The following is a 25,857-nucleotide window of genomic DNA, read 5'->3' on the forward strand; positions in this document are numbered from 1 at the left end:
TTTCGAGAGCGCCGAGTCATTAGAATGCCGGCCATGCAGGTGCGATCGGCCGGTGTGCTTCTCCATCCGACCGCTCTGCCCGGTGGCTACGGAATCGGCGACCTGGGACCGACCGCGAGAGCCTTTCTCGGCTGGTTGGAGTCGGCCGGCCAGACGGTTTGGCAGATCCTGCCGCTCGGACCGCCGGGTCACGGGGACGCTCCCTACGGGGCGATGTCCGCCTTTGCCGGGAATCCACTGCTCATCTCTCCCGAAGACCTGGTTGCCGACGGATTGCTGCCGGCGGCGATGCTCGAGGACCTGGCTGGAAGCGGTCCGGCGGACGACGTCGATTTCGGCGCGGTGCTGGATCAGAAGGAGTCGATGCTTCGTGAGTCCTGGCGTCACGTGCGCGAGAGCGGCGGCCATGCGCTGCTCGAGGAGCTCGCCGCATTTGCGGCGGACGAGAGCCGTCGGTTCTGGCTCGAGGACTGGATTCTGTACGCGGCACTCAAGACCCGCTTCGACCAGGTGAGCTGGATGGAATGGCCGACAGAGCTGAGGCTTCGCGAACCGGGGGCGCTCGAGGCGGTTCGCGAGGAGCTCGCCGCCGAGATCGACTACCAGGCCTGGACTCAGTTCCTGTTTCATCGCCAGTGGCGCCGGCTGCGCGCCGCCGCTGCCGAGAAGAGGATCAAGATCTTCGGCGACGTTCCGATCTACGTGATCGGTGACAGCGCCGATGTCTGGGCCCATCAGCAGCTGTTCACGCTCGACGAGCAGGGCCACCCGAGCGAGGTGTCGGGAGTGCCGCCGGACGCCTTTAGCGAAGATGGACAGCTTTGGGGACACCCGCTCTATCGATGGGAGCGAATGCGCGATGACGGCTTTGCCTGGTGGCTGGCTCGGATGCGAGCGGCTTTCGAGCAGGTCGATGTCGTGCGCCTCGACCACTTCCGCGGTTTCGCAGGCTACTGGAGCGTGCCCGCGTCGGCCGACACCGCCCGCGAGGGTGAGTGGCTGCCGGGGCCCGGCGCCGACCTGTTCGAGGCCTTTGCGGCGGGCTTGGGCGAGGTCGAGATCGTTGCCGAGGATCTGGGTGTCATCACGCCGGATGTGATCGACTTGCTCCGGCGTTTCGATCTGCCGGGCATCAAGGTGCTCCAGTTCGGGTTCGGGGAGTTCGACAGTTCCCACCTGCCGCACCGTCACAATCGGCGCACCGTGGCCTACACCGGCACGCACGACAATGACACCACGCGGGGCTGGTACGAAGGGCTCGATGCCGAGTCCAGGGAGCGGGTGCACGACTACTTGGGTAGCGACGGTTCGGACCCCGCCTGGGACTTGATTCGCGCGGCCCACGAGTCGGTGGCGGGAATGGCGATTGCACCGATCCAAGACGTGCTCGATCTCGGCAGCGAAGCTCGATTCAACACACCCGGTGTGGCCGAAGGCAACTGGGCCTGGAGACTTCGCGACCTGCCTGGAGAGGGGGAGGCGGCCCGGCTGCGGCGTCTGACCGAGCTGTCGGGTCGGCTCGGAGCGGAATCCGCCGACGAAGAGTGTTGCCGGTGAAGATCACCGAAGGCTCCGGGCAATCGGTGAAAAGCGCTCTCGGAGCCGTGCTCGGCCCGGACGGGGTAACCTTTCGGCTGCTGGCGCCGCACGCGACCGGGGTGGAGCTCTGTCTGTTCGACGAGCTCGCCGATGGTTCGGAAAGCGCTCGCATCGGCCTCGAGCGTGAGAGCGATGGTCGTTGGGCGACCCACGTCGCCGGCCTCGCCGCGGGTCAGTTCTACGGCTACCGAGTGGATGGACCCTACCGACCGTCCGAGGGACATCGTTTCAATCCGGCGAAGTTGGTGATGGACCCTCGCGCGGGAGCTATCGCCGGCTCGGTGACCTGGAACGAGGCTCTCCGCGACGGAGCCATGCGAGGTGCGGGCCATCTTCGGGACGCTCGAGACAGCGCCCCCTTCCAGACCCGATCGGTGGTCGTCGACACCGCCTTTGATTGGCGCGACGACAGCCGCCCGAAGCGGCTCTGGAGCGAGACGGTGATCTATGAATGCCACGTGCGCGGGCTGACGCGGCTTCACCCGCAGGTTCCGGAGGAGCTTCGCGGTTCGTACCTGGGACTGGCTTCGCCGCCGGTCGTGGCGCATCTCGAGAGTCTCGGTGTCACGGCGGTCGAGCTCATGCCGGTTCAGCACTTCACCAGCGAACGACACCTGATGGAGCGCCGCCTCGACAACTACTGGGGCTACAGCCCTCTGGCCTGGTTCGCCCCGCACGCCGGCTACGCCACCGCTGGCAGCAGCGCCAGGGGCCAGCAGGTGACCGAATTCCAGACCATGGTGCGGGAGCTCCATCGCGCGGGTCTCGAGGTCATTCTGGACATGGTTTTCAATCACACCGCCGAGGGGGACGAGACCGGGCCGACCCTGTCGTTGCGAGGTGTCGACAATGACCTCTACTATCTGCTGGACAGACCGGACCGGAGTCGCTACGTGGATTTCACCGGCTGCGGCAATACGGTTCATGCCGGCCATCCGGAAGTTGCGGCGCTAATACTGGATTGCCTGCGCTACTGGGTGGAGACGATGCACGTCGACGGCTTCCGTTTCGATCTGGCGACCACGCTGGGTCGGGAGAACGGTGTGTTCTCGACCCGCGCCTCGCTGCTCGAGGCCATCGGCTCCGATCCGGTGCTGTCTCGGGTCAAGCTGATCGCCGAGCCCTGGGATATCGGTCCGGGCGGCTATCGCCTGGGCTCGTTCCCTCCCGGCTGGGCCGGTTGGAACGATCAGTTTCGCGACACGGTGCGCTCGTTCTGGCGTGGTGATCCGGGGCGGCGGGGCGATCTCGCGACACGGATTGCAGGCAGCGTCGATCTTCTGGCCGGGAAACGCCGCGGGCCTCTGGGTGGTATCAACTATGTTGCCTGCCACGATGGCTTCACGCTCGAGGATCTGGCCTCTTACGACCGGAAGCACAATTCGGCCAACCTCGAGGACAACCGGGACGGTCGGGACCAGAACTTCAGTCGCAACTGGGGCGTCGAGGGTCCGACCGAGAGCGCCGAGGTCCTCGATCTGCGTGACCGCGCCAAGAGAAACCTCGTGGCTACGCTGGCGCTGTCCCATGGAGTGCCGATGCTCGCGCATGGTGACGAGCTGGGCCGGACCCAGAGCGGCAACAACAATGCTTACTGTCAGGACGGCTCGCTCACCTGGGTGGATTGGGAGCCGGACCGGCGCGGCGCCGAGTTTCTGGAGTTCGTTCGGAGAGCTCTCACGCTCCGTCGTGAGATAAGTGTCTTCGGGAGCAAGCGCTTTCCGGGCCCCGATGACCTCGTCTGGCTCGGCAGCGACGGCCGCCCCCTCGGTGTGGAGGAGTGGACGGACGCGAACGACCGGGTGCTGGGTATGGGCTGGCGTCACTCCGCTGCCGGCCCCGTTCTCCTTTACATGAATGCAGGGGACGAGGCGCGGGAGGTTCGGCTACCGGTTGTGGAATCAAATGGCGCTTGGCGTGAGGTTCTGAATACCGCGGCACCGGAGAGCTGCCGAGTGCTGGAAGGCCGCTTCGAGCTTCCGGCGCATGCGATGGTGATGGTGAAGGGGTAACCGGGGACACGATTCCTTCGTGTCGACCGAGAATCGGATCGTCGACGCGAGAATCGACCGCTACATTTCCGGCTGGCTTCCGCCGCGCAGCCGCTCCAGCACCGGCTCGATTCGATGGCCGGTTTTCGCCACGGCGAGGCGCAGGCGGTCGAGGACATCACACCAGCCCACCACGGCTTCGGCGACTTGCCCCAGCGATGGCGTTGCCTCTCCCGAAGCCAGCCAGCTGAGCGCCGCCGCAGTAGCTCTCCAGGCCAAGAAACGGTCCAGTTGCTCGACGGCGGCGGTGTCCGTTTCCCGGTCGTAGCCGAGCAGATGCGCGACCGCGTCGCTCTCTCTCGCGCCGGCGAGAAGCCCGCATGCGGCCTCTCGTCCGGGCGGCGGAGCGGTCTCGAGCCAGTCCTCGACCGCCGCAACCTCGACCAGGGTGGTCAGCTCGCGCGCGCGCTCGTCCGAGATGTCGACCTTGTCGAGGGCCCGGCTCGCGGCGCGGACGGGATCGAGCGCAACGAGCGCCGACCTGCCCCATCGGTGGTGCAGATACCCGAGGAGGGCGAATGCGGAGAGCGCGAATCGGGCCTCGGCTTCCCATTCCACGCCGGTCAGGAGACGCTCGAGAGCACCTCGCATTCGCTCTGTACCGGGCCAATCGAGTTCCTCTTCGACGACAGCCAGGCGTGAGATTCCTTCGAGCCAGGCGTCGAGCCCGCCGCTGCCCTCCGGCCCCTCGGAGACTTCGGCTTCGGGCCTTGCCTCGAGCAGTCCTCCCAGCTGACGGTCGAGCTCCTCGAGCTGATTCTCGAGGGCGAGCAGGGCGGGACCCGACATGTCGCCCGCTACGCAGATGGTGGCCAGAACCTCGGCGAAAGCCGTCCGGGCGTCCTCGAGCTCGGTTTCCTGAACCGCCTGCTCGATACTCGGGATGCCTCTCAGCCCGACCCGCTCTTGCAGCCGGACGTAGACGTCGGCCCGGTCGTCGAGCTCACGAAAGTCGACAAGGACAGCGGACTCGTATCCGGCCAGCTCGAGCTCCAGACCGAGGTCATGGACCGCCGAAGCGGCGCGAAGAAAGTGGTGTCCGGATAGACGATCGCGGAACCCGCAGATTCGGTGCGCGCTCCCCGAGATGCCGAGGTTCCGATCGAGCCGCAGAGCTCCCCGCACCGTTTCGTACTGGTTGTTGAAGACAACGATCGAAGTGTCGCCGCCGACACCGTGGGAAAACGCCAGCACGTTCTCGTCGACCGCGCCGGCTTGCCCGACGAAGTCGTGCATTGCGAAGCTTTCGACATCGGCGAAACGAGCGCGCTCACGGAGCAGCGGAAAGATCTCCCGCTCGTGCCGCTCGACCAGGCCTTGGTTGGGCGACTCGTCGACGTAGGCGCGCCGGTACTCCATGCCGTACCGCTCGGTGAGTCCCTCGATCTGGCCGTGCGCGAGCATCGGCAGCCCGGGCATCGTGGCGAGCATGACGCAGGCACCGAAGTAGCGATCGCCGTCGCCGAATTGCTCGATCGCGGTTTCCTCGTCGGGATTGCTCAAGAAGTTGACATAGCGCCGGAGGATCTCCGCGTCGAAGTCCAGTGACTCTCGGACGAGTCTGCGGTAACCGCGATTGTCCCCGTCGCGCAGCATATTCATGAAGGCGCTGTTATAGACGCGGTGAAGGCCGAGGTTGCGAACGAAATAGCCCTCCATCAGCCAGAATGCCTCCGCCAACAGCAGGGTATCGGGAGTCTCCTTCTCCGCGCGATCGACAACGTCGCGCCAGAACTCATGCGGCATGAGGGAGTTGAACTTGCTCGTGCTCATGGCGTGCTCGGCGCGCGAGGGAATGGCGCCCGCAGTGCCGGGCTCGGGGTACCAGAGGCGCTGAATATGGCGACGCGCCAGCGTCATGGCGGCATCGAAGCGGATGATCGGAAACCGTCGCGCTACGTCCAGAATCGTGTTGGCTACCGCCTCTCGAGTGTCGGGATTGAGATAGTCGAGCTGCGCGGTGTCGTTCCAGGGCGTACTCGTGCCGTCGTTGCCGTGGTAGATGAAGCGCACGACGCCGGTCTGGTTGTCGACGCGTTTGAAGACCACCGCGGCGTCGCTTCGGTCGTAGTAGTGATCTTCGAGAAAGATGCCCACCCGGTGGTCCCGCGATAGGTCTGGTCCGTCAAAGGAGTAGGCTGGGAAAGGGCAGTCCGGAACCGACAGGAAGTACTCTGGGTGCTCGATCATCCAGTCCGAGTCGATGCCGGTGTGATTGGGCACCATGTCGGCGGAGAGTCGGATACCGAAACGGCCGGCTTGCTTCGCTAGACCTTCGAGGGCCGCGTCGCCGCCGAGATCGTCGGCAATGCGATATCCGATCAGCGAGTATGCGGAGCCGGCCGCCTCGGGATTGCCGCAAAGCTGCTTGATGCGCTGCGAGGCCCGACTGCGCTCCCAGAGGCCGATCAACCAGAGCCCGGTGACGCCGCGCTGGGCCAGAGTCTCGAGCTCGGCATCGGGAATCTGGTCGAGGCGGTCTATCTCGCATCCGTGGCGGCTCGAGAGCTGGTGCAGCCATACGTGGGCGTTCTTCGCGGCCAGGACCAGGTTCGACATCCAGCTGCGGTCGGAGCCGTAGCGGACATCGGCTGAGTCCAGGTGTGCGAGAAAGGGCGCCTCGATCGGCCCTGGCCCCGGTGGAAGCCGAGGCTTCTCTTCCTCGGCGATGAGATCGAGAGCGGCCAGGAGCTCCGGCTCGAGTTCGGGTGAGATGTCGTTCCAGTGCTTGGTGATCCAACGGAGCTGGTTGGCGAGCGAGTCCGGCTCGGAGTCGATCGGTCTGCGTAGACCCATGATCAGGCTCTGGTCATCTTCGTAGAGTCCCGGCGCCCGGGCCAGAACCTCCGTGAGAGCGTGGATGACCGAGTCGTAGGCGGCGTCGGCGACCAGGGCACCGAAGTGAAACAGATGGTTGAGCCTCGAATTGGCGGGGTTGGTGTGGGCGATCGAGAAAACCAGGAGCCCGGCGAGGAGCTCCTGACGCCGGTCCGAAGCGAGTCCGAGATCGCCGGCCGTGGACTCGAAGCGATCTAGCGCTATCGGGCCTGGGCGATCGGGGAGGTATTCGTCTTCGAACGAGCCCAGCAGGCGATTGATCGTCTCCATGCCGAAACGGCGGTCGAGATCGGCCAGGGCCGTGACAAAGATCTCGGGATCGCGCTCCCTCAGAAACCGATCCAGATAGGCGTGGAGAGCCCGCTCGATCCGACCGAGGGCGTAGAGCTCGCCCGCGGAGAACCTGCGGGTGTCGGGCGGCAGCAGCGGAGTCAGCCGTTCGGCGAGGCCCCTCGCCTCCCGAAAGCTCGCAGAGAGGCTGCGCGATCCTCTCTCGGATGGCTCGGCCAATGGTGGGCCGAGCTGGAGGGCGCTGCGGGCGCCGCGGGAGAGAAGCAGCTGCATGCTTGAAGACTAACGCGGAATCCGGTCAGCGTGCCGCCCTCATCGTGCGAAGACCTTTACGGTTTGGCCCACGGTGTCGAGCATCCGGCGCAGCTCGTCATAGTCGGTGTGGCGCATCCGGATCCAGGCGTTGGCCATATAACCGGCTTCGACCGGCTGTGTGGCCGTGCCCGGCGGCGGCAGGTGGCTGTCCAGAACCGAAGAGGCGAAGCGGGCATGGATCTCGTCGAGACCGCCGTAGCCCGTGATGTGGCCGTCGCGGTCGGGTCGTAAGTTGATGATCCCCGTCGAGTAGCGGCGCGACGGTTTGGCAGCGGTCCGGCCGTGGACGATCGCAGAGGCCCATTCCCTGTAGATGTCCATGTCGTTGGCCGCCGCGTAGAGATCCCAAGCGCCAACCCCCGGCGGGCGGCACCCGATCTCGGAGAATTTGAGGCCCTTGTGACCGAAGAACCATTCCATGTGGGTGGCCGAGGTCTCGATGCCCAGCACTTCGATCACCGCCCGACCCATCTCCCGCACCTCGTCGTACGACGAGGCTTCGATCCGGTTCGTGGTCACGAAGTAGGGCGAGATCCAGCGCGTGCGCATGGCCTCGAGCACTCCCGGATAGTAGTGCGAGATGAACTCGTGCGCGATCTGGCCGTTGATCGTGAGGGTGTCGTAGAAGCCTTCATGACCCTCGATGAACTCTTCGGCCGCGGTCGACTCCCCGCGGTCGATGCCACACGCGCGAATCGCAGCCTCGAGCTGGCTGTCGCCCTCTACCCGGTAGGTGCCGGCGGCGCCCGCAGAGCTGCGCGGCTTGAGAATGATCGGGTAGCCTACTCGTTCGGCGAAATCGCGCGCCTCTTCCGGAGTCGAGACACCCGTCGACCGGGCACAGGGCACTCCCGCTTGTCGCAGTGCCTCCTTCATCGCGGGCTTGTCCCGGCACAGGAATGCCGTGCGAACCGAGGTTCCCGGGATCGAACAGGCCTCGCGGACCTTCGCGGTCGGCAGGATGTGGGCTTCTACGGTGGCCTCGAGCCGATCGACCCACCGACGATTCTGGATGCTTCGGACCGTGGCCAGCAGCTCTTCTTCGTGACAGACCGAGTCGACCCGCTCATAGCCATCCAGATAGCGCTTGACCGAATCGGAAAGGGCCTCAGCGGGCGTTTCCCCGATGCCGGTGACGGCTGCTCCGACTTCTGCCAGGCTGCGCACGAACTCCACCTGACTGTGAGGAAAGCTCGGCTCGACGAAGATGACGTGCACCTGACCGCCTTTCAATAATGGAACCGAATGCATTATAAACGTCTGCACCATGGGTGCGATTGTTCTACTCGGTCCGCAACGGCTGCGTCCGATACTCGATCGCGTCGTTGCCGACCTGGGAATCGACGGCCGCATCGCCGCGATCACGGCCGGATGGCAGGAGCGGGAGGCTGAAGACGACGACCTTGCCGAGCACTTGGGTAGCAGGACGGTCAACCTTCGGTTGTACGCCCGAGCCGAGCAGGTGTTCGAGTCGGACGCAGGATTGGCGGCGGCGTATCGCGAACGCCAGGGACTTTTGAGACGCGCCCAGGAGCTCTACCGGTTGCGGCTGGATCACGCCATGGCCGCGGTTCGCGAGCTGATGCGGCGACAGGGCGAGGCGGAGCTCCTCGAAGCGGAGCGCAAGGCGGCCTTCAAGGGGGTGCGGCGGCTGGACGATGAGCATCTCGAGCGGGTTCGGATGGTGCACGCCAGGTTCGATGAAGAGTGGTCGCCACTGAAGCGGCCGGCCGTGAACAAGCAGCGCGAGCAACTAGCCACAGCCCTCTCCGGTTGCGATGCCGTCGCGGTAGCCGGCGGACACGTGGCGGTGCTCCTCAATCGCCTCAGGCTCTTCGGGCTCGATCGCCTGATCGGTAACCTACCGGTTCTGGCCTGGTCGGCCGGTGCGATGGCTCTGGCGCGGAGGGTGGTCTTGTTTCACGACTCGCCTCCGCAGGGATTCGGCAATGCCGAGGTTCTGGAGTCGGGCCTCGGGCTTTACAGCGGCATCCTGCCGATGCCTCATGCGCGCCGCCGTCTCAAGCTCGGAGACCCGGACCGAATCACCGAGCTCGCGCGTCGCTTTGCCCCGCGGTTTTGCGTACCCATGGACGACGGTGATTACTTGAAGATCGAGGGCACGACAGTCTGGGCCGAGGCCCCGGTCCGCAGGCTGACCATCGAGGGTCACGTCGAGCGGCTCGAGGTCGAACGGAATGACGTCGGCCGGGTGAGGTCTTTATGAGCTTGGCAGTTCGTGAGCTTGAGAAGGCCTATGCCAGCGCACCGGAAGCCATCGACCGGTTTCTCGCCGATCGGAGCTTTCCGCTGCAGGAGGGCACGACGACGACCTTCGTCTATCGCGGGCCGGCCGATGAAGTCCATTTGCGTCACTGGATCTTCGGGCTCGAGTCCTCGCTGGCATTTACACGGCTGGGGGAGAGCGACCTCTGGTACTTGGTGCTCGAGCTGCCCGAGCTCTCTCGTGTCGAATACAAGCTCGACGTCGTTCGGGACGGCAAGGGCGAGTGGATCCAGGATCCACTCAACCCGCTCGTCGCCCACGATCCCTTTGGCGCCAATTCCGTCTACCAAGGGGTCGGCTATGAAACGCCCGAGTGGGCCACCCCTGACGAAGAGGCACGAGTTGGAGAGATGGAGGAGATCGCAGTTCGCAGCCAAGCCTTCAACGAAGACCGGCTTCTTAGGGTGTACGTGCCGGCCCGCTTTCGCAAGAACCGGCGCTATCCGGTGCTCCTTGTACACGACGGTGCCGACTATCTGCGCTACGCCGGCTTGCAGACCGTTCTCGACAACCTCATCTACCGCCTCGAGATTCCCGAGCTCGTCGTGGCCATGACGGATTCGGGCGATCGGCTCGGTGAGTACACCTCGAACCCGGATCACGATCGCTTCATCGCCGAGGAGGTCCCCACCGCCTTGGAGAGGCGTTTTCCCGTTGACCCGGACCGGTCGGCTTGGGGTCTCATGGGCGCCAGCCTCGGCGCGGTGGCTACGCTTTCGGCTGCCTGGCGCAATCCCGGCCGCTTCGGGAAGCTCCTGCTGCAGTCGGGCTCGTTCGTTTTCACGGACATCGGTGACCACAACTGGCGCGGACCGCAGTGGGACCAGGTGGTGAGTTTCATGAACGCGTTTCGAGAAGCGCCGGGAAGCCCCGCCGAGAGCCTGTTCGTGAGCTGCGGTATCTACGAGTCGCTCATCTATGAGAACCGATCTCTTTTGCCGATACTCCAGACGACCGGGATGGACGTGCGCTATGTCGAAGCCAGGGACGGTCACAACTGGGAGAACTGGCGTGACCGGCTGCGGGTGGGACTGTCGTGGTTGTTCCCCGGTCCCCTCTGGATGGTTTATGAGTGAGGGGGACACAATACGTAAGATGGCCGTAAGGACGACCGGTTGGCAGTGGCAAGACGGTCACCAAGAGAGGTCATCCTTACGGCCATCTTACGTATTGTGTCCCCCTCCCGCTCCTCCCGCTTATACTCGCCAGCTCCATGGCTGAGGTCACTCGCAGAATCGGGCTCTCTCTGGGGGCCGACGTCGACTGGCCGATCTCGTTCGAGCGGATCTTGGAGAAGCTCGACCTGAGAATTCCGGTCGACGGCGACACCGTGCGCTTCGAAACCGAGAGGGTCACCATCGAGCCCTTCGATCTGCGGCAGCCCTGCCGTTACGACCTCGTGCTGGACCGGGTGACCCACTGGTATCACTCGAGTCGGGAGTGGATAAAAAAGGCGATTCTTCTTGACGATCTCTACGTTCTCAATAATCCGTGGTCCATTCAGGCAATGGAAAAGCACACCAGCTACTGCGCCATGATGCGGCTCGGGCTGCCGGTTCCGGAAACCTGGATGATCCCGCCCAAGGAGTACGAGCCGAGCCCGGATTTGCAGACCACTCTGGAACGCTACGCCCGGCACTTTGATCTCGATGAGGTAGGCGAGCAGATCGGCTATCCCGTTTTCATCAAGCCCTATGACGGTGGCGGCTGGGTCGGCGTGAGCCGCGTCGACAATGGAGACGAGCTGCGAGTCGCCTACGAGATGAGCGGCAAGCGCTTGCTGCATCTGCAGAAGGCGATCGACCCCTACGATCTTTTCGTGCGTTGTATCGGGCTTGGCCCGCAGGTGCGCTGTGTACGCTACGACCCGGGGGCGGCGCTCCACGAGCGCTACCAGGTAGCGTTCGACTTCCTGACCGCAGACGAAGCCACGCTTCTCGGCGACATGACCCTGACCATCAACAGTTTCTTCGGCTGGGATTTCAACTCCTGCGAGGCGCTCCGGTCGGCGGACGGCACCTTCCATCCCATCGACTTTGCCAACGCCTGCCCGGACTCGCAGGTCACGTCTCTGCACTATCACTTTCCCTGGCTGGTCAAGGCCGCCGTTCGCTGGGCGGTCTTTTGCGCCGCGACCCGGCGCAAGATGCGTAGGTCGGTCGATTGGGAGCCCTACTACGAGATCGCCGACAGCGATCGGTCGTACCGGGAGAAGCTGTCGTCATACGCGGCGATCGCACGCGGGCGGCTTGAAGCCAACCGATTCGAGGAGTTTTGCGAGGCTCATCTTGGACACCTCGATGAGGTCGCCTGGGAGTTCTTCGGCTCGGCGGAGGCCAAGGAGACGGTTCGGCTCAAGGTCGAGTCGCTCTTCCCTCGCCACGAGGTTGAGGAGTTCACCGAACACTTCTGGGGCCTGCTCCAGTTCTGGTGCAAGACCGAGGGCGAGCGGCTGGGAATCTCACCAACACCGGAAGCGGGTTCGTGAAAACGGTCTCGCGCTGGCACTCGCGGCGCGTTCAGCAGGACGTGACGGTCGCCCGCTGGGGTCACTACGGCGTGCCGGTGCTTTGGTTCGCCACCGCGGGAGGCGACGCCGAAGAGCCCGAGAGGTTTCTGCTGGTCAAGGTCCTGGAACCTTTGATCGAGGCCGGGCGCATCAAACTCTACTCCTGCGACAGCGTTGCCGGCCGCGCCTGGACCACTGGCGAGGGGTCAACACGGCATCGTTCCTGGCTTCAGAACCAGTTCGACGGTTTCATCTACCACGAGATCGTGCCGGCGATCCGGCAGGACTGCGACGGCACCGTGCCCGAGATCATCACTGCCGGAGCCTCGATAGGGGCGTTCAACGCGCTCGCGGCGGTGTGCCGGCATCCGGATGTTTTCAGCCGTGCGATCTCGATGAGCGGCACCTACGATTTGAGCAGGTGGCTCGAGGGTGATTGGAACGACGACTTCTACTTCTCGTCACCGATTCACTTCTTGCCCGATCTGGAGGAAGGAGCGCATCTCGAGGCCTTGCGCCGCCGCTTTCTACTCATGCCCACCGGGGAAGGCCGGTGGGAGGATCCTGCGGAATCGTGGCGGATGGCCGAGGTCCTGGGTTCGAAGGGGATTCCCAATCGGGTCGATCCCTGGGGCACCCAGTGGGACCATGATTGGCCCACGTGGCGGGAGATGCTCCCGAGGTACCTCGACGACTGGGTGTAGCCTCTGTCGCCGTGATCGCCGTCTAGCGTCCGATGAGCTGCCTGTACAGCTCCAGGTAAACCGCACCCTGACGGTCCCAAGAGTAGTCCCGGGACATGCCGTTGTGCATCAGGCGTTCCCAGGCCTCGCGGTCGCGGTACGTCTCCAGCGCGAAGCCCAGGGCCCAGCGAAAGGCATCCGGGGTGAAGTGATCGAAGACGAAACCGGTCCCCCGGCCGGTCGCGGGTTCGTAGAGCTCTACGGCATCCGCCAGTCCCCCGGTCCGGCGCACGATCGGCACGGTGCCGTACTTGAGGCTGTACATCTGGTTCAATCCCGAGGGCTCGAACTTCGAAGGCATCAAGAAGACGTCTGCCGCTGCTTCGATCAGGTGCGCGAGCTCTTCGCTGTAGCCCCGGTGATAGATCACCCGCCCGGGAAAGTCGTGCTGCAGATTCTGAAACGCGGTTTCGTACCGCGACTCGCCCGTGCCCAGCGCCAGGAGCTGTGCGTCGCCACCAGCCAGCACGTCCCGTAGGGGTTCGATGACGATGTCGAAGCCCTTCTGAGCCGTGAGCCGTGACACGATTCCGAGAAGGGGCGTTCGTGGATCGGTTCCGAGACCCAATCGCTCCGTCGTCGCTCGCTTCGTCGCTCGCTTTCCGCTCAGGTCCTCGGAGGAGTAGTGGTGCTCGAGGAAACGATCGGTGTGTGGATTCCACTCTTCGTAGTCGACTCCGTTGAGGATCCCGACCAGGCGATCGCTTCGCTCGCGCAGCAGGTCCTGCAGACCCATGCCATACGCGTCGGTCTGGATCTCGAGCGCGTGAGTGGGACTGACCGTGGTGAGAGCGTCGGCGTAGAGGATGCCGGTCGTGAGGAAGCTCATTGCCCCGCCGTCCAGATCCCCCTGGTGGAGAAGCTCCAGGTCGCCGCCGAGGTCGAGGTCGTCACACAGCTGCGCCGGGAAGACGCCCTGGTAGGCGATGTTGTGGATCGTGAGAACCGTCCGGCTGCCACGGAAGAGCTTGTCCCACTCGAAGGTTCGCTTGAGGTAGAGCGGCATCAGGGCCGTGTGCCAGTCGTTGCAATGGAAGATGTCGGGCGACCAGCCCATGTGTTGGCAGCAAGCGACCGTTGCAAGAGCCAGGAATGCGAAGCGCAGCGCCTCGTCGCCGCCGTCGGTATAGATGCCGGGCCGTTCGTAGAGCACCGGGCAGTGAATCAGATAGATCGGCGGTCCGCCGCCGGGAAGCGGTGTGGTGAAGACCGTGAAAGTCAGCCGGTGCGGTCCCATATCGAGCTGGATGTCGCGCAGAAAGTCGACCGCTACGATGTCGTGCCCGCGAGTGTCGATGCTCGAGTAGAACGGCAGGAAAACCCGAACGTCATGGCCGCCACGGTGGAGGTAGCGTGGCAGCGCCGCGCTGACGTCGCCCAGGCCGCCGGTCTTGGCGAAAGGAACGACTTCGGACGAGGTCCAGCAGATCGCGAGCGACATTCGCGCGACCGTTCAGATCACGGTGCCTGGAGGAATTACGGCGCCGCGCGGCACCACTATGATGCCGCCCCGAATGCTGTAGTTCTCTTCGTCGGTCTCCTCGACCCCGCCCTCGTTCATCAACCTCGAGTCGTGCCCCACGCGGGCATCCAGGTCTATGATGGCCCGTCGAACTCGGCAGTTGGCGCCGATGCCCAGCGGAACCTCGGAAGACTCGTCGTTAGAGGGAGCGAAGTGAGTGGCGCCCATTACGACCGTTTGGTCGATGATCGAGCCGGAGCGTACCAGGCCACGGATTCCGACGATCGAGCTCGACAGCCGGCTGCCTGAGATGATCGAGCCGTCGGAGAGAATGGATTGCGTGATCTCACACCGATAGATCTTGCTGCCGGGAAGGAAGCGCGGGTGGGTGTAGATCGGGAAATCCGGGTTGTAGAGGTTGAGCTCGGGAACTGGCACGGTGAGCTCGAGATTGGCCTGATGAAAGGCCGGAATGGTACCGATGTCGCGCCAATAACCGGGTTCGACGAAGCTGTACACCTTGTAGTCGTCGATTGCTCCCGGAATGATCTCCTTGCCGAAATCTCTGGCGGAGGTGCCTTCGAGAAGCTCCTGGAGAACACCGGCACGAAAGACGTAGATCCCCATGCTGGCCAGGAGCATTCCGGGCTCTGCCCGGATGCCCAGGTTCTCGATCGTCGCCTGGTCGAGCATCAGGCTCTTGATGACTTCCGGATCCTTGGGCTTTTCGACGAAGCGGGTGATCCGGCCGTCGCGGTTTATGCGCATGATCCCGAGTCCGGGAGCCTCGTCAGGGGAGACGGGTTTGACCGCGATGGTGAGGTCGGCGCCCTTGGCGCGGTGCCGCTCTTCGATCATCTCCCGCAAGTCCATGAGGTAGAGCTGGTCGCCCGAGAGTATGAGAATCTCAGAGGGCTTCAGGTGCTGAAGGCGAGGCAGGTTCTGGCGCACGGCGTCTGCGGTGCCCTGGTACCAGTCGCGATTGGCGATCGATTGCTCCGCCGCCAGGATGTTGACGAATCCGTCGCTGAATGAGTCGAAGCGATAGGTCACGGCGATGTGCCGGTGGAGGCTGGCGCTGTTGAATTGAGTGAGCACGTAGATGCGGTAGATCCCGGCCTTGAGGCTGTTCGAGATCGGAATGTCTATGAGACGGAACTTCCCCGCCACCGGAACGGCCGGCTTCGCCCGGTAGCGAGTCAGAGGCGCTAGGCGAGAGCCCTGTCCGCCACCCAGAATCGCTGTAACTACGTCTTTCATCGGAACAATGATCCTAGCAGGCCGATGAATGCCCCCGATGGGTTGAGCGAGGGCCCGCCGTTACAATTCGGCGAACGCGAGGCGTCGTCTTGGTGGCACGCGCGCTAGCCCGCGAAGATCTGGAGCTCGGTGCCGAAGTTGTCGGCGATCTCAAGTGTCGAAGCGAGGTCGGGGTGCCTCACGATGACGTTGCCGTCGGAACGCAGCGTTTGGCGCCAGTCCCGCCGGTAGGCCCCAATGGGCAGGAGGTCAAGGTCTACGACGTGTCGACCGTAGCGGCCGAGCAGTGAGTCCAGCCCTTCGATGCGCTGGATCCGACCCTGGCCCTGAGCGCGCTTGAACACGACCGCGGCGTTGTAGCGCCGGTCGATCTCCTGCGAGAAGCGGCCGTGGCAGACGGCCTCGGCCCAGCCGAAGAAGACGTCTATATCGCTGGCGTAGTTCATCAGGTCCACCGAGCGGGCGCCCGGAGGCCGGGCGCCGATCTCGCCGAAGACAACCTCGCCGTCGGTCTTGCGAAACCACTCCATGTGGGCGAACCCGGTCCTGAACCCGAGCGCGGCCAGGACCTCCGTTCCCATTCGGCGGCCGTCTTCGAGCTCGGGTACGTCGGGATCGCGGAGCGTCACCGTTTGCGGACTGATCCATTCGACCGACCGGCCGATGAGCGGCCGGGGCCGGTACCAGGCAATGTTGTAGTAGAGAATTTTTCCGCCGGCACTGATCGTGTCGAAAGTGTACTCGTCCCCGTCGATGAACTCCTCGACGCTGACTTCCGGTACATGGCGCAGGAGCGGTAGCACGGCCTCGAGTTGGCGCTCGCTGTCGACTCGGTGGGTGTCGGCGCTGCCGGCGCCGGCGATGGGTTTGAGAATCAAGGGGAACCCGATGTGTGCGGCCGCAGCTGCGCATTCCGCGGCGGTCGCGGCGCGGGCATGGCGGGGTGTGCGAATGCCGTGAGCATCCAGAACCCGCTTCATGTGCTCCTTGTCTCGGAACGGAACGGTCTGGGCCAGATTGAGCCCGGGTAGCCCGAGCTTTTCCCGGAGACCGGCGGCGAGGAGCATGCCTGGCTCCCAGAGACACTCGATTCGATCGAGGCCGCAACGGTCGGCGAGAGCGCGCACTCTCGCCAGCACCGCCGGCTCGTTCCACAGCGACTCGACACGCTCGTACTCGGCCAGGCTGGTACGGGCAGCCTCGGGCAGCGCCTCGACGGGCTGGTCGCCCAGGCCGAATACTCTCGCTCCGGCCTCGGCTAGGCCGCGCACGAACTGCGGCATCTCGGCTGGGAAGCCCGGGGAGAAGAAGAGGACGTTCATCGGACCGGGGGGCTACGACTCGCTATCGGCGCCCAGCTCGAGCTGCTCGAGCTGGGCGTCGGCAGCGTTCGTCGAGGTGTCGTCCTCGGCACTCCGCTGCGGGCCGAGGTACATCCATCGGCCCAGACCGCGCAGGTACTGAAATCCGTCTTGGTGCCGAGCGGCTTGTCGAAGTTGAGCCAGTTTGGCGTCGAGATTGTCGATCATGTGAAGCGCGAGCGCCTCGGCCGTGCGCGGCTCGACCGGCGCTCCGTACTCCATCCGGCCCTGATGAGACAGCACCAAGTGTTCCAGGTGGACCGCGTCGTCGTTGGGGAACCCCGGAATCGCCGCGCAGCGTTCGCGCAGGAGATCGCGGCCGATGACCACATGTCCCACCAGTTGTCCTTCGGGGGTGTAGTCATTGGCGGGCATGGCGCCGATTTCGAGGAGCTTGCCGAGATCGTGGAACAGGACTCCGACCAGAAGCAGATCGCGGTCGAGCTCGGGATAGTGACCGGCCACCATCGATGCGAGCTCAGCCATCGACACGACATGCTCGAGGAGACCTCCGCGATAGGCGTGGTGTATGGTCTTCGCCGCCGGGTGTTCCTTGAGCGCTTTTCCGTGGATGGTCAGGGTCTCCTTGGTGAGCCGGTCCAGGTGGGGGCGCTCGATCGTTCGGAAGACAGCCTCCAGTCTGCGCCACAGATCTTCCGGATCCTCCGGAGTCGACGGGATCAAAAGTGCTTCGTCGAAACCGTGCTCGCGGTCATCGTCGGTTGCACGTCGGCACTGGTCGATGCTGAGCTGAATCTGTTCGCGAAAGCTCTTTACGATGCCACGAAACGCCACGAAGTCGTGCGCTTCGAAATCGGCGTCGAGAGCGGCGCTGTCGGCCCAAATCTTCGCGAAGACGGTGCCCGTATTATCAGTGAGCTCGAGGTCGATGTAGTCTCGAGCATTCCGGTCCTGGCGGCGTTCTTTGCGCGTAACCAGGGCGAAACCGGCAACCGAATCGCCCGACTGCCAGTCGAAGATGGGAATGTTCTGACGAGTGGGCATGGTTCGGGGGTTGGCTGGGGTGGGTCGGAGAAGGCGCGAGCCGGCAACGCAACTATAGTGTTTCTGGCAGTGGGCTTGCACTCCCTGCGGCGAATGAGGAGTCACGATGAATCGAAGTAGGGTACGGACCATAGCGTTTACAGGCTTCGCCTGCCTAATGGCGCTGCCCTGGACATTGTCTGCGGCCGACGCGGAGGACAGCCCCGTCCTCTGGCCCGAGCGCGACCGGGAGTTTTTCTCCGACGGTCCTGGGCTGCTGCTCGGCAGAGGCCAGAGCGAGAAGCTCGTCGCCAGCGCGGAGGCGGAACGCACTCGATGGATCGATGACTTCTTAGCTAGCGATCCGATTCCGCAAACCCCGGAAAACGAGTTGATCGAAGCGATTGACAGACGGCGACGGCTCGTCTTCTCGGAGTTCAATTCGTTTCTGGATGACCGGGCGAGAACCCTGTTCCTGCATGGCTCTCCGTTGGAGCGTCGGCAGGTGGAGTGTGGCCAGACCTTCCAGCCGATCGAGGTCTGGACCTATGCGGAAACGGTGAGTCGGCACCAGCTCTTGTTCTATAGGCGCGGCACCGAGGGGCCCCATCGTCTCTGGATTCCGCTGGACTCCAAGCTGGCCCTCTACAACAAGGACATGGCCTACTGGCTGCAGCAGTACGAGGAGCTACGCGGCCGCATTCGGGGCAAGCGGTTCGACATCAAAGCCTGCAAGGACGCTCTCTTCATCGACAAAGTCACCGGTGTCGACGGTCTCAGGGGCTACCGGAGCCCACGGCCGACGAACCAGGAGTTACTCGATGTTCTGAAAGCGCCCGCTGATCTGGCGCAGTGGGCCAACGAGGCAGCTCAAACCACGGTTCCCGAGAAGCCCGCCGAGCTCGAGATCACCGCCGGAGAGTTCCTCTTTCCGGAGCGTCGAGGGCAGCGGATCGTGGCCAGGCAGATCCTCACGGTGCCGCCGGATGCCGAGCTCGGGCTCTTCAAAGAGGAGGAGACCGAGACCCAAACCCACAAGCTGACCGTCGAAGGGACGGTCGAGCAAGACGGGACGGTGTTCGAGGAATTCCGGGTGCGCTTCCAGATTGCACCTCCCGAAGAGGATGTTCCCGCAGGACTGGCGATCGAAAGGGCGCTCAGGCCCGGACGGGTAGTGCTTCTGCGCCTCAAGGTCATCGATGAGGTCTCGGGAGGGGTGGCACGTTTTGCCAGTGGAATGCGTGTTCCGAGTGAGCCGGAAGCGGTCGCGGAAATTGCAGTGCCGGATGCGGTCATCGTCGAGATGGAAGACGCCCTGGCTCTCGAGGCGATCGCCGGTGACGACAGCCTTCTGCTTGCTCCTCCCGATGGCCGTCTGGCTCTGGGCAACTGGCGCGCCGAGGTACTGGTCTCCGGCAAGCGCATTGTCGAGGTCGTCTTCTCCGTCGATGGTCGGCCGCAGCTGCGCCGCAAGCAGCCACCATTCGGTGCCGATGTGAGGCTTTCCGAGTTTCCAACGGAGCAGGTGGTCCGGGCCGAGGGGTTCGACGCCGACGGCGAGCTGGTGGCCTTCGACGAAGTGGTGTTGAATCAGCCTCGCGGAGTCTTCTCGGTGAGGATCCTGTCGCCCGGGGACAACGACAAGGTCTCCGGAAGGGTCCAGGCGCGCGCTGAGATCGCGGTTCCCGACGAGCGCCGGATACAGAGAGTGGAGTTCCTGCTTAACGATGAGCTGGTGGCGACACTGGACGAAGATCCCTGGCGGACGATGATCGATGTGCCCGACAAGAGCGAGCAGGAGACCGCGTACCTGACGGTAGTCGCTACGCTCGACAACGGCGATCGGGCGGAGGCGGTACGATTCCTCAACTCGCCACAGTTCGCCGAGACCGTCGAGGTCAACCTGGTCGAGATGCTGGTAACTGTCCTGGACAAAAGCAACCGGCCGGTGCCCGATCTGCCCGAGGAGGAGTTCAAGGTCTTCGAAGATGGACGCCCGCAGGTGATCGATCGGTTCGAGTTGGTGAAGGACCTGCCGCTGTCGATCGGTATCGCAATAGACACGTCGGGCTCGATGGCTACCGCTCTTCCGGAGGCACAGAAAGCGGCCGTGGGTTTTCTGCGCGACGTCTTGACCCCCAGGGACAGGGCGTTTCTTTTGAGCTTTTCCAAAGATCCCGTACTCTTGGTGCCACCCACCGACGACCTCGGGGCCATCGAAGAGTCACTCGAGGACCTGCAATCACTGGGCTGGACCGCTCTTCACGATGCCATCGTTACCAGCCTCTATTACTTCAAGGGTTTTCGAGGGCAACGAGCCTTGATTCTGCTTTCCGACGGCGATGATTCGGCGAGTCGATATGCCTTCCGCGAAGCGCTGGAGTACGCGCGGCGCAGCGGCGTGGTTGTCTATGCCGTGGGGCTGGACGTGGGCAGCATGAAGACTGGCATCCAGAACAAGTTGAGCAAGCTGGCATCGGAGACCGGCGGTCGCCACTTCTTCATTCGCGAGGCAGCCCAGCTGGAGGGAGTGTACCGGGAGATCGAACAAGAGCTGCGCAGCCAATACCTGGTGGCCTACACCTCGGACAATCCCGCTTCCGATGAAGCCTTCCGCACGATCGAGCTCAAGGTGAGGGACGGGAAGTTGAGCGCCAGAACGCTTCGCGGGTACTATCCGAATTAGCGATGTCGAGAGGGAGAGGCAGAACCCGGGTGACCCTGGCGGTTGCGATCGCGGTGTCCGCTGGCCGGCTTCTGGCTCTCGGGGCAGGAGCAGAGTTCCCGTTTGATAGGGCCCAGGGCACCTACGAGAACCTCGACATCGAGGCCCTGCCCATGCAGAGTGGGCCCCTCGATCTGCGGCTGTCGTCGCCCGAGAACACGGTGACGCTCGAGCACGGCTCGCTGCGCCTCGAGCCGGCCGAAGACGGCCTGCACAAGGCGATGATCCAGGTAGTTTTCTCAGGGGAGGGTCGGCTGGTCACCGAGATCAAGCTCGGTACCATTCCATCGGGCTTCGAAGATCAGGTGCGCTTCCCCCGGCAAGAGCACCGGGTTACGGCGTGGGTGACGATCGCGGCCGAGGACGAGGGCTATCGAGTCGTCGCCGAAGAGCTTCCGGAGACCGTTCAAGTCGAGCTCGAGAGCGCGTTGGCGGCGGATCTGGTGGGCTTCTGCCGTCGCATGTCGCTTTTCTTTGCCGGAGACGCAGGCTGCGAGAATCTCGAGTCGATGTTGTCGAACCCGAAGATCCCGTTGCCCGAGCCGGGGTCGGATTTCCTCGTGCGCTACGCCGATCTCACCGAAGCCGAGCGCGGGCGGCTAGATCTCTACCTCGCTGGTTCTAAGCTGGTTCCGTAGGACCTCGGCGCGGAGGCCGGCGCCGGGTCCAAGACCGGTTGTTGGCAGCCGGTGGCGACTCAGTCGGTGGCCGTCAGGCCCCTGCGGGTTGCCGAATCCACGATTTCCTGATTCGCCGGGATCCGGAAGAGGTAGCGCTGCCGGAGCTCCTGGCTCAGGTTCTCGGCCTTCTTCATGACCGACTTGTAGGCGCGGGCAAGAAACGACGCAGGATTGCCGACCTTGAAGCCGTTGTTCGAGAGCCACTCCAGCCCGCGGTAGATGCGGAAGTCTAGAATCTCTCCTTGGTCCGGGGGCGGAAGCTCGTTCAGCTTGTTCTTCAACTCGGCGGTGAACGTTCGGATGGCCTCGGCGTCCTCTTGCATGACACTGACCTCGATCAGATAGGCGAGGACGAAGGACGTCTCGAGCCGCTTGTTCAGCTCGCGAAAGCGCCTGAGGGCTTCTTCGAAGCGACGCCGGGCGTCGGAGTCTCGTCCTTGTCTCAGGTGGATCACACCGAGCGTCAGCTCGGTGTCGGCGAGTTGCTCGTCGGCGGAGGACATGGTGAGCTGGAAATGGGCCTTACGCGCCTCTGTGAGAGCGGCGTCGGACTTGCCCAGATCGAGATAGTTCATGGCCACGGCGAGTCGAGCGATCGCCTCCCCGGCGACGTCGTCCCGATCTGAGCGCAGCTCGAGCGCCCGACGTGCGGGCTTGGTGGCCGCGTGAAAATCGCCGATCCGACCGTAGGCTCGAGCCAGCCCCAAGAAAGCAAAGCTGTCGTCACCCTCCTTGCCGTGCCTTTCGAGCACGGTCAGGGATTGCCGGTAGTATTCCAGCGCCTGGGGGTAGTTTCCCTGGGCCGTGGCCACTGCGCCGAGCGCAGAGAGAGACGCGCCCGCGGCCCGGTTGAGCTTGTGCTGCTGGCGCTGCTCAAGAGCAGCGAGGTGAAAGGAGTGCGCGGCATCGAGGTCTCTCCGGTGGAGTGCGACGTTGCCCAGGTAGAAGCGGCAGCTGGCCGTGAGTGCCGCGGCTTCGGTCTCGTCGAGCGCCTTGAGAAGATTCGAAAAGAGCTGTTCGGCCTCGTCGAAGCGGCTCTGGCGCAAGAAAAGCCGGCCGAGCTGCATCAGGAGCAGAGCCTTGTGGCGAGCTTCCAGCCCGCCCGCGGCCTTGAGCGCAAACTGGATCGTGTTCTCCGCGTCCTGAAATCTCCCCGACTCCTGGTCCTGCTCGGCCTTGATGCTGGCCAGCCCCAATAGCTTTCTGGGTTCATGGGCGCTGAGCTCGACTCCCCGGGCCAGGTCCGATTCGTACTTGTTCAAGCGGCCCATGCGTCGAGCCAGCGGAAGCATGCGCCAGAGAAGCTCGAGCTCGATATCGTCTCCTTCCTGCCTCGGAGCTTGCCGGACCTCACCGCGGTCGGCCTTGGCGCGGTCGCGCAAACCGCGCAGCTCCCGCTCCAGAGCTCCAAGCAGTTCATCTCGAGGAATCTCCTTGACGTGCCGGGTCTTGAAGAGCCTCATCAACGGCTCGATCGCCTCGGGCAGTCCCGAAAGCAACCGGTAAGAGAGCCAGTGGCTCTCGCCGTCCGAACCACCGAAGGACAGGAGCTCACCGAGGGCACGCCGGGCTTCCAGCGCACGCTCCTGGGGCAGGCTGTGAGAGAGAGCCCGCCGATTGACCGGCGAGACGATACGTACTCCGCGGCCCCATGCCGACTCGACATTGTCCAGGATTCGAGCCTCGATGAAGGGCTCCTCCCATCCCGGCTCGACCGACTTGCCGAGAATGGAGGCTGCCGAAGCCAACTCCGCCGCGGGCACCGGGTGCTCGGTGATCGACAGCAGCCGCAATGGAAGTGGCTCGCCCAGCCTCGATACTTCAGCCTCAACATGGCGCACGAGTCGCGATGAGGGCTGATACTCGAGATCGTCGTTGCCGCCGAAAAAGAAACTACCGTAGATTCGCCGCAGGTACCTCTCGTGGACGAGCGCGAAGAGTCCCTCTTCGAAAGCGAACGGATATCCGCGAGTCGCATTCAGAAAGCGTTTCTCGACAACCTCCGGTATCGACAACCCGGTGGTGACTTTCGCGGCCAGCTCTTCCATTTCGTGGTCTTCGAGCGGCGGAATCTCGAGAATGGGCAACGGCTCGAGAGAATCGGGCCAGGCACCACCGTTGCGACCGATCAAGACGAAACGAAAGACCGTGAGATCGACCGCCTCGAGCAGGTGCTTGAAAAAGGCGAAGTCCTGTGAGCTGATCTGATGAAAATCGTCGATCACGATCCAAACCTTGCGCTTGGCCCTCTGGGCCAGGTGGCTCAGAGCGACCGTTGCGCGTTCGCTCAGCAGACGGATCTCCGCTTCCGAGCGCCGGCCGCCGCGTTTGGCGAGCGCCTCTCGGATCTGAGCGCTGTCGAGCTCCGTATCGAACCTGGGATGCAGCGGGTCGCGCAGCTGTTCCTCTGACGGAATCAGAAGCTGAGTGATCAGCTGTTCACTGACGATCGGAGCCTCGATGCGAGGGGGACGAGCCCGAATCCAGAGTCGCATTCCGTTCTGGCGCATTACTTCTTGCCAGACCATGCGGGTCTTGCCGCAGCCGAGCGATCCGGTAACTCGAGTGACGGTCTCCCCAAGAAGCTGGAACAAACGATCCGACAGCTGCTTTCGAATGACGTATTCGGTGCGGTGGCCCAGCACCTCGGGGTTGCGCCATGGCGGCTGATCGTATTGGGGTCCCTCGAACCGAATGAGCGGGAGCGCCTTACCCGATTGTCCCTGATAGGACACTCCCTTTCCCAACGCGGGAATGTACTCGAGCATCTTGGCGGCGCGACCACTCAGATAGACGCCGGCCGGGAGCTTCGGAGGCCGGTGGTCGAGATCGAAATCGAGGTCATCCGGTTCGAGCTGGGCTCGCTCGCTGCCGATACTGACGACGCCGGGGTAGATCACGGCCAGAGGCGCAAGCCGACTCTCGCTGCTTTTCGAGGCGGATCCGCTCTCGAGCTCGAGCTGCCGCGCCCAGTCGGTGGCAGCGTCGAAGACCGCCGGATCTCCGGCCCAGGGCACCACCGCGTAGCACCCCTCTCCCACCTCGTGGACGCCCTCCGGCCTGGCGAGGATCCGGTCGGGGCGCGAATCGGGGAACCTCGCCTCGCCGTGGCGATCAAGCCACCAAAGCCGCAGGACTGCACAGGGGAGCCGGGACTCGAGCTGCGCTGGTCGGTTCATTTGAGAAGTAGCGGCAGAGAGCTAGGCTACCGATGGATTTTACGGGACTTCCGGTTAGAATGCAGGACGCGCCACCGTTCAGGTGACCGCAAAGCCGACCCAAATCCGAGCCCATCCAAGACCCCGGGGAGAGTTTTCTCATGTCAAGACGCCGCCTCATGAATCAACTGACGTACTTCACGATCGAAGACGAGAGCATGCTCGCAGAGGCATTTGCTGAATTCGACGAAGACATTTTCGCGGTTACCTACAAGGTCGATGGTTCCGAGGACGTGTTCGTGACCACCGCGGAGACTCGAGAGGCCATGGACAGAAACGACGTGCCGTACAACCTGCTGGCCGAGGAAGATTCCAACAAGATCGCCGTGTACCACACGCTTCTGTCGAAGGAAGAGCTGGGGGACTACGAGGATGCGATCAAAGCGCTCGCACTGGCCTATCGGAGCGTGGCGATCGCCTGCATCGGTGTCAACGGCGAGACCGACCTCGGATTCGACTTGAGTGACGGCGCCGAAGGCTATACCTACTTCACGGCTCCCGCCGGGCACACCTTCATCTGGCGAGTGTTTCAGAACCGCGACGACGCCGTCGATTTTCTCAGCAAGCTGAGCCTGAACGACAAGAACGTGGTCAGCTGGGCCAAGTCGATTCCGCTAGCATCGTCGGACGAGCTGACCAGCTATCACTAGCCTGCAGGCCAAGACCTCGAGACCGAGTTCCAGGGAGCCGAGCTGACGCTGCCCTTCGAGGAGAAGACCTATCGCATTTCCGAGTTTGCCTCGGAAGTGCGCGCTGCCCTCCGCGCCAGGCTGCCCACGGCTTGGTTGACCGGCGAGGTGCAGAGACTTCGCCGCAGCGGCCGCGGGCACCTGTATTTCGAGCTGGTCGAAAAGGGGCGGCGGGATGACGTGCTCGCTAAGCTCGAGGCCGTGATCTGGCGCAGCGATCTCGAGGCCATCGAACGAGATCTCGCCGAGAACAGCCAGTCGCTCGTGGACGGTGTTGAGATCCGTTGCCGCGCACAGGTCGATTTCTATCCGCCGTTCGGCCGCCTGCAAGTGGTCGTGAGACGTGTGGACCCGGAGTTCACCTTGGGGCTTCTCAGCAGGCGTCGACGCGAGACCCTCCGAGCGCTTCAAGAGGCCGGCTTGTTGCAGGCCAACAAGGAGCTCGACCTGAGTGAGATTCCTCTCAGGGTAGGGTTGATCACCTCGTACGACAGCGCCGCCTACCATGATTTCGTGAGCACCCTGGAGCAGAGTGGCTACGGATTCACGGTGGACTTTCTACATTCCGCGGTTCAGGGGCGAGAAGCCGAGAGCGAGCTGGCCTCGGCCCTGCGCCGAGCGCGCTCCTTGCCGATCGATTGCCTCGTGCTCATTCGCGGCGGCGGTTCGCGCACGGATCTGGCTGTCTTCGACAGCAGAAGAGTCGCGGAAGAGCTCGCCCGTGCCAGGGTCCCGGTGATTACGGGCCTCGGTCACGAAATCGACGAGGCCGTGGCCGACCTCGTGGCCCACACGAAGACCAAGACTCCGGCCCAGGCGGCGGAGTTCCTGGCCGCGCGAGTGCG

General features: G+C 63.8%; 17 protein-coding genes. 10 read left to right on the forward strand and 7 right to left on the reverse strand.

All coding sequences use genetic code 11. From position 1 onward, the window contains the following. Positions 1-24: 24 nt before the first annotated feature. Together malQ and glgX are read left to right on the forward strand one after the other, a co-directional pair. On the forward strand, positions 25-1,557 hold the full coding sequence (gene malQ / locus GY769_01040; GenBank protein ID MCP4200501.1) for a 4-alpha-glucanotransferase: 1,533 nt from the start codon (positions 25-27) through the stop codon (positions 1,555-1,557). Further along, the gene (glgX, locus tag GY769_01045; GenBank protein ID MCP4200502.1) at positions 1,554-3,611 is read left to right on the forward strand and encodes a glycogen debranching protein GlgX; all 2,058 of its coding nucleotides are present in this window, start codon (positions 1,554-1,556) and stop codon (positions 3,609-3,611) included. The genes malQ and glgX overlap by 4 nt, the downstream gene beginning before the upstream one ends. A 60-nt stretch (positions 3,612-3,671) precedes the next feature. Here glgX and GY769_01050 read toward each other — a convergent pair whose 3' ends face one another. Then, positions 3,672-7,052 (reverse strand): alpha-amylase, encoded by a 3,381-nt coding sequence (locus GY769_01050; protein MCP4200503.1) that lies wholly within the window; start codon positions 7,050-7,052, stop codon positions 3,672-3,674. A 39-nt stretch (positions 7,053-7,091) separates the two neighbouring features. Next, positions 7,092-8,312: an ATP-grasp domain-containing protein gene (locus tag GY769_01055; GenBank protein MCP4200504.1), complete on the reverse strand. Its 1,221-nt coding sequence runs from the start codon at positions 8,310-8,312 to the stop codon at positions 7,092-7,094. Between the two features lie 49 nt (positions 8,313-8,361). Between GY769_01055 and GY769_01060 the strand changes: the two genes are divergently transcribed. The 4 genes from GY769_01060 (at position 8,362) to GY769_01075 (ending at position 12,594) form a co-directional block, all read left to right on the forward strand. After that, positions 8,362-9,321 carry a type 1 glutamine amidotransferase-like domain-containing protein gene (locus GY769_01060; protein ID MCP4200505.1) on the forward strand — a complete coding sequence of 320 codons (960 nt, stop codon included), beginning with the start codon at positions 8,362-8,364 and terminating at the stop codon, positions 9,319-9,321. Continuing rightward, positions 9,318-10,457, forward strand: coding sequence for an enterochelin esterase (locus tag GY769_01065; protein MCP4200506.1), 1,140 nt, complete (start codon positions 9,318-9,320; stop codon positions 10,455-10,457). Before GY769_01060 ends, GY769_01065 begins: the two co-directional genes overlap by 4 nt. A 137-nt stretch (positions 10,458-10,594) precedes the next feature. Beyond that, positions 10,595-11,869, forward strand: coding sequence for a hypothetical protein (locus GY769_01070; protein MCP4200507.1), 1,275 nt, complete (start codon positions 10,595-10,597; stop codon positions 11,867-11,869). After that, positions 11,866-12,594, forward strand: coding sequence for a hypothetical protein (locus tag GY769_01075; protein ID MCP4200508.1), 729 nt, complete (start codon positions 11,866-11,868; stop codon positions 12,592-12,594). Before GY769_01070 ends, GY769_01075 begins: the two co-directional genes overlap by 4 nt. 22 nt (positions 12,595-12,616) lie before the next feature. Here the strand turns inward: GY769_01075 and GY769_01080 are convergent, their stop codons facing one another. The 4 genes from GY769_01080 to GY769_01095 all read right to left on the reverse strand — a co-directional run bounded on the left by GY769_01080 (position 12,617) and on the right by GY769_01095 (position 17,721). Next, positions 12,617-14,074 (reverse strand): glycogen synthase, encoded by a 1,458-nt coding sequence (locus tag GY769_01080; GenBank protein ID MCP4200509.1) that lies wholly within the window; start codon positions 14,072-14,074, stop codon positions 12,617-12,619. A gap of 12 nt (positions 14,075-14,086) precedes the next feature. Next, positions 14,087-15,355: a glucose-1-phosphate adenylyltransferase gene (locus GY769_01085; protein MCP4200510.1), complete on the reverse strand. Its 1,269-nt coding sequence runs from the start codon at positions 15,353-15,355 to the stop codon at positions 14,087-14,089. Positions 15,356-15,459: 104 nt separating this feature from the next. Then, positions 15,460-16,677 carry an ATP-grasp domain-containing protein gene (locus tag GY769_01090; protein ID MCP4200511.1) on the reverse strand — a complete coding sequence of 406 codons (1,218 nt, stop codon included), beginning with the start codon at positions 16,675-16,677 and terminating at the stop codon, positions 15,460-15,462. Positions 16,678-16,689: 12 nt separating this feature from the next. Further along, positions 16,690-17,721 carry an HD domain-containing protein gene (locus GY769_01095; GenBank protein MCP4200512.1) on the reverse strand — a complete coding sequence of 344 codons (1,032 nt, stop codon included), beginning with the start codon at positions 17,719-17,721 and terminating at the stop codon, positions 16,690-16,692. Positions 17,722-17,827: 106 nt separating this feature from the next. On the opposite strand from GY769_01095, the gene GY769_01100 reads away from it, so the two are divergent. Continuing rightward, positions 17,828-20,386: a VWA domain-containing protein gene (locus GY769_01100; protein ID MCP4200513.1), complete on the forward strand. Its 2,559-nt coding sequence runs from the start codon at positions 17,828-17,830 to the stop codon at positions 20,384-20,386. Between the two features lie 2 nt (positions 20,387-20,388). After that, positions 20,389-21,063: a hypothetical protein gene (locus GY769_01105; protein ID MCP4200514.1), complete on the forward strand. Its 675-nt coding sequence runs from the start codon at positions 20,389-20,391 to the stop codon at positions 21,061-21,063. A 59-nt stretch (positions 21,064-21,122) separates the two neighbouring features. On the opposite strand, the gene GY769_01110 is transcribed toward GY769_01105, so the two are convergent. Beyond that, complete coding sequence (locus tag GY769_01110) at positions 21,123-24,284, reverse strand: tetratricopeptide repeat protein (GenBank protein MCP4200515.1); 3,162 nt, start codon at positions 24,282-24,284, stop codon at positions 21,123-21,125. A gap of 158 nt (positions 24,285-24,442) precedes the next feature. Here GY769_01110 and GY769_01115 point away from each other — a divergent pair, with 158 nt between their 5' ends. Both GY769_01115 and xseA read left to right on the forward strand, forming a co-directional pair. Further along, the gene (locus tag GY769_01115; GenBank protein ID MCP4200516.1) at positions 24,443-24,973 is read left to right on the forward strand and encodes a hypothetical protein; all 531 of its coding nucleotides are present in this window, start codon (positions 24,443-24,445) and stop codon (positions 24,971-24,973) included. Positions 24,974-25,069: 96 nt separating this feature from the next. Then, the coding region (gene xseA / locus GY769_01120; GenBank protein ID MCP4200517.1) for an exodeoxyribonuclease VII large subunit at positions 25,070-25,857 on the forward strand (788 nt) is incomplete at its 3' end.

The sequence above is a fragment of the bacterium genome (genome assembly GCA_024224155.1).
GTDB lineage: Bacteria > Acidobacteriota > Thermoanaerobaculia > Multivoradales > JAHEKO01 > CALZIK01.

Coding starts and splice junctions, on each gene's coding strand:
- malQ (MCP4200501.1), top strand. CDS start 25: ATGCCGGCCATGCAGGTGCGATCGGCCGGTGTGCTTCTCCATCCGACC.
- GY769_01050 (MCP4200503.1), bottom strand. CDS start 7,052: ATGCAGCTGCTTCTCTCCCGCGGCGCCCGCAGCGCCCTCCAGCTCGGC.
- GY769_01060 (MCP4200505.1), top strand. CDS start 8,362: ATGGGTGCGATTGTTCTACTCGGTCCGCAACGGCTGCGTCCGATACTC.
- GY769_01065 (MCP4200506.1), top strand. CDS start 9,318: ATGAGCTTGGCAGTTCGTGAGCTTGAGAAGGCCTATGCCAGCGCACCG.
- GY769_01070 (MCP4200507.1), top strand. CDS start 10,595: ATGGCTGAGGTCACTCGCAGAATCGGGCTCTCTCTGGGGGCCGACGTC.
- GY769_01080 (MCP4200509.1), bottom strand. CDS start 14,074: ATGTCGCTCGCGATCTGCTGGACCTCGTCCGAAGTCGTTCCTTTCGCC.
- GY769_01085 (MCP4200510.1), bottom strand. CDS start 15,355: ATGAAAGACGTAGTTACAGCGATTCTGGGTGGCGGACAGGGCTCTCGC.
- GY769_01090 (MCP4200511.1), bottom strand. CDS start 16,677: ATGAACGTCCTCTTCTTCTCCCCGGGCTTCCCAGCCGAGATGCCGCAG.
- GY769_01095 (MCP4200512.1), bottom strand. CDS start 17,721: ATGCCCACTCGTCAGAACATTCCCATCTTCGACTGGCAGTCGGGCGAT.
- GY769_01100 (MCP4200513.1), top strand. CDS start 17,828: ATGAATCGAAGTAGGGTACGGACCATAGCGTTTACAGGCTTCGCCTGC.
- GY769_01105 (MCP4200514.1), top strand. CDS start 20,389: ATGTCGAGAGGGAGAGGCAGAACCCGGGTGACCCTGGCGGTTGCGATC.
- GY769_01110 (MCP4200515.1), bottom strand. CDS start 24,284: ATGAACCGACCAGCGCAGCTCGAGTCCCGGCTCCCCTGTGCAGTCCTG.
- GY769_01115 (MCP4200516.1), top strand. CDS start 24,443: ATGAATCAACTGACGTACTTCACGATCGAAGACGAGAGCATGCTCGCA.